Source organism: Candidatus Cardinium sp. cByotN1, assembly GCF_022810525.1.
Lineage (GTDB): Bacteria > Bacteroidota > Bacteroidia > Cytophagales > Amoebophilaceae > Cardinium.
Genome location: NZ_JAACGG010000020.1, coordinates 1 through 2,316, shown reverse-complemented (window position 1 = coordinate 2,316; position 2,316 = coordinate 1). Strand labels below are relative to the sequence as shown.

General features: G+C 37.5%; 2 protein-coding genes. One reads left to right on the top strand and one right to left on the bottom strand.

All coding sequences use genetic code 11. The annotated features are described in order from the left end of the window. Positions 1 to 517 precede the first annotated feature (517 nt). Positions 518 to 649 (bottom strand): hypothetical protein, encoded by a 132-nt coding sequence (locus MUW73_RS04645; protein WP_262914900.1) that lies wholly within the window; start codon positions 647 to 649, stop codon positions 518 to 520. Positions 650 to 933: 284 nt separating this feature from the next. Between MUW73_RS04645 and MUW73_RS00705 the strand changes: the two genes are divergently transcribed. Continuing rightward, positions 934 to 2,112: an ankyrin repeat domain-containing protein gene (locus MUW73_RS00705; protein WP_243018418.1), complete on the top strand. Its 1,179-nt coding sequence runs from the start codon at positions 934 to 936 to the stop codon at positions 2,110 to 2,112. The last annotated feature ends 204 nt before the right edge of the window (positions 2,113 to 2,316 follow it).

Sequence of the window (2,316 nt, the reverse complement as noted above, 5' to 3'; positions counted from 1 at the left end):
TTTACCAGGGGCGTTTTTTTATATATTATTGTATGTAATAATCAATTAAATATACCCCTTAAGTTGACGCCATTGCATGAACAGATACCTTTTTACACAGCACTTGATTTTTATGCTACTTTTTGATCAAGCAAAAAGTAGCATTAAAAAAGCCTTGCTTCCTAACCGCAAATTTTTACAAAGCGCGTTTTTTCTAGAACCGTTTTAGGTATAACCCATCTCCGTAGGTGTGGGGCTAAGAAAACAACTTGATTATTCAGCAAATCAGCAAAGCAGCTATGAACCATAATCAATCCATGATTCCTTTTTTGGTAATAAAAATATCTAAGATCCTCCCTATACAACAGATTGGGTTGGTGCCCCCCCTCTATTTAAATAGATAACCATCCAGTAAGCAATAACCAATACACAAATTAATCCAAGATATGTAGGCTTGGCAATCACCTTACAACTGTCATAAAATTCGCATTAGAAGTCGAGAAATCATGCTCCCTTATACCATGTCACGCAGATTAGATTACCCAATCAAGTTGGAAAAAATACAAACAGCCTGCTCCTGCTGTTTTCGTTTAAAACGGGAATAAAGCTTTACATAACCAGCTACCATAGACCAATCCGGATGCCATAACCCTTGATAAGAGAATAACAAAGTGCCATTGTAAATAGGTTTTAGCAGAGGTCTACGCTTTAGGTATGCTCAACAAACTATTGCTTGAAGCAAGCTATTTTGTTTTATCACGAATACATTTGTAATTGTTTTTCATATTTATTATTAATACAGAATGGCGCTAGCTTTAATTATTAAAAGAGATGCGTATCCCGCTACGGCAGGCCTCATGAACCTTATATAGTATCATGGTATATCCCATATCTATTGAAATCATGCTGCCTGCTTAGTGGTCATTAATAAAAAAACAATTAAACCTCAATATCATGAAAAAACATACGTACTACAAAGTAGGCCTATTTACCGGCTTATTAGCCTGCAATACCTTGACTGCTTGTGTGAACACAAAGCAAAAACTAGGTTTTAATCCTTTTAATTCTGCTCGCAATTCTAGCAACAACGGATACTATCAGAACAATTCGAGCAAACAGAACAATTCTAGAAAAACTATGACGCAGCAGGTAGGGAGGGCAGTAAGCTTAGCTTGTGCTTTGACCGGTATTGTAGTTGTAGGACGGTATCTCACTAGTTATGTTACCAATCAATCTAATGCGCTTATTAGTGGTAATGAAACAATTCTCATCCAATCCTTGATGCCAGCCGACCGGAATAGTACCACTATTATGCCCCATAGGATAGATGAGCTTACAACATCTGCTTATAACGCGCTAGAAAGTGGCAGACAAAAATGGGGTAATGCTAATGATACTATAATAGACGAGCTTACAACATCTGTTAATAATACCATAGAACATAGCAAAAAAAATTGCACTCATATCCTTGCAGTGCCATACACTATTAATGATCCTATGGTTTTAGATGACCAGATCCTCCGAATTATCAAGCAGGCTCATTGTGATCTGGAGCCTATAAAATGTTTGATTAAAAGAGGGTTAAGTCCAAATGCAAAGCATTCAAACGGGGCAACTTTAGTAATGTGTGCGGCAGTGCATAACAATCAAGAGACCCTTAAATTCTTAATAGATAATGGAGCCGATGTTAAAGCAGCACAGACTGCTGCTAATGATCTAGAAGAGGGGAACCCTGGCCCTATAGATTTAGCCATACTACTGGGCCATAAGAACATAGTTGAGTTATTAATAAGTAGTAGAGCAGCTGTTGAGGAAGTTGATCGTAAAGGTTTATTAATGGCTGCAGCAAAACTAGGTTATACCGATATATTTAACTTGTTGCTAGAAAAAGGAGCAAATCCCTGTATTAAACTTACAGACGAGCCTTTGAATGTACAAGGTCATATAAAGGCGATAATTAATAATACAGCTGCAGCCGAATTTATAGCTGAGAGTCCAAAGGTGAAGCAATGGTGTGTTTTTCCTAAACTTACTAAGGATAAGAACAATAATGATATACAAAACATGACCAACGCGCTGAATAAAGCTATAGAAAAATGGCATCCACAAAAGAAAAAATGCCCAGGTGTGTAACAAACGTATAAGGTGGTCCTATCGCGCAATTGCGAAACAGATTAGCTTTTAAAACTTAAGACTATGAGTAAGGGGTTAGCTAAGAAAACACGCCCTTGCAAAAAGCCGCGATCAGAAAGCACAGTTTTCGTTCACCACTATGGCTTATGCTAGGAAAAAAACGCGCCCTTTGAAAAAAGTTACTGCAAGCGGCGTTTACAGATG

Excerpts from the sequence above, each read along its gene's own strand:
- MUW73_RS00705 (WP_243018418.1), top strand. The coding sequence starts at position 934 with ATGAAAAAACATACGTACTACAAAGTAGGCCTATTTACCGGCTTATTA.